Origin of the sequence: Ellagibacter isourolithinifaciens (assembly GCF_008831035.1) — a bacterium.
GTDB classification, from domain to species: Bacteria; Actinomycetota; Coriobacteriia; order Coriobacteriales; family Eggerthellaceae; genus Ellagibacter; species Ellagibacter isourolithinifaciens.
The window spans coordinates 1-1,566 of the sequence record NZ_WAJR01000059.1 but is presented as its reverse complement, the minus strand read 5'-3'; the positions used below and the strand labels follow the sequence as shown (position 1 = coordinate 1,566).

1 protein-coding gene is annotated in these 1,566 nt (G+C 69.1%); it reads left to right on the top strand.

The window, feature by feature from the left end:
* Nucleotides 1-158 precede the first annotated feature (158 nt).
* On the top strand, nucleotides 159-1,532 hold the full coding sequence (locus tag F8C90_RS10720) for an ISL3 family transposase (protein ID WP_066660379.1): 1,374 nt from the start codon (nucleotides 159-161) through the stop codon (nucleotides 1,530-1,532).
* Nucleotides 1,533-1,566 lie beyond the last annotated feature (34 nt).

The following is a 1,566-nucleotide window of genomic DNA, read 5'->3' as shown; positions in this document are numbered from 1 at the left end:
GGCTCTTCGGTGGTTTCTGTGGGAGAGATTCCGGCATAGGCCCAGCTCAGCGGGCGAAAACAACGATCTGGAACTGAAACGGCCCCGGGAGGGGCCGTTTCCGCGTCATCCGCCTATGATTGCTAAGCCAAATTCAGACAACCGAAGAGGTGTGACGCATGAAGAGTCTACTACTTCTCGCCCTCGGTCTGGCCCGCACGGTCGTCCTGGGCGCGCGCATCGAGGCCGAGCGCATCGTCGTGAGCGTCCGGCCCTACAAGCGCGAGCAGCGCCGCTGCCCCGTATGCGGCAGGGCCTGCGACTTCTACGACATGGCGAACCGCGGGGCCCCCAGGCTGTGGAGGGCGATGGACCTGGCGCGCTCGGCCTGCTACCTGGAGTACGCGCCCTGCAGGGTGCGCTGCCCGGAGCACGGCGTGCGCACCGAGGCCGTCCCCTGGGCGCGGCACGGGGCGCGCTTCACGCGCGACTTCGAGGACTGGGTGGCGTGGCTGGCGGTCCGCTGCACCGCCTCGGCGGTCTCCGAGCTCGCCCGCGTCGAGTGGCACAGCGTGGGCGGCGTGTGCAGGCGCGTCTACGCCGAGCTGGAGGCCGCGCGCGGCGCCTCGAGGTTCGACGGCGTGCGCCGCATCGGCATCGACGAGACGTCGTACAAGAAGGGCCACAAGTACGTCACGGTGGTCGTCGACCACGACCGCGGCTGCCTCATCTGGGCGCACGAGGGCACCGGCAAGGACGTGCTCAACCTGTTCCTCGACGAGCTCACGCGCGAGCAGAGGCGCGCCATAGAGGTGGTGACCGCCGACGGCGCGAGGTGGATAAGGCAGCTGGTCAAGCGCCGCTGCCCCAACGCGAGGTGGGTCATGGACCCCTTCCACGTGGTCCAGTGGATGAACGACGCGCTCGACGCCGTGCGCTGCGAGGAGTGGAACGCCGCCAGGGCCGCCGCCAGGGCCGCCAGGCCCAGGCCCGAGGGCAAGCGCGGCAGGCCTGCCAAAGGCGAGCTGCCGCCCGAGGAGGTCAGGGCGCTCGAGGAGGAGGCGGCCTCCATCAAGGGCAGCCGCTACGCGCTCGTGAAGAACCCCGAGGACCTCACCGACGGCCAGAGGGCGAGGCTCGAGGCGCTCAAGAAGAGGGCCGGCTCGCGGCTGGTCAGGGCCTGGGAGCTCAAGGAGGACCTGCGGGCCGTCTTCCGGGCAGCCGACGGCTCCGAGGCCGCCGAGCTGCTCGACGACTGGATGCACAGGGCCGCCTACTGCAAGATCGCCAAGGTCGTCGCCGTGGAGAAGAAGGTGCGCCGCCGGCGCGACGACATCATCGCCGCAGTCGAGCTCGGCATCAGCAACGGGCGCGTAGAGGCCATCAACAACAAGATCAAGGTGACGGTGAGGATGGGCTACGGCTTCCGCAACACCGACAACCTCGTGGCCCTGCTCATGCTCAGGTGCGGCGACTGCCAGCCCCAGCTCCCGGGTCGCCCGGTGAAGGCGAGGAAGAAGGGCGTGAAGGGAGCGAAGAGCGTTGCTGCCTAGGCTAGCCCCTTGTCACACAAACTACCGAAGCCTC

Excerpts from the sequence above, each read along its gene's own strand:
- F8C90_RS10720 (WP_066660379.1), top strand. The coding sequence starts at position 159 with ATGAAGAGTCTACTACTTCTCGCCCTCGGTCTGGCCCGCACGGTCGTC.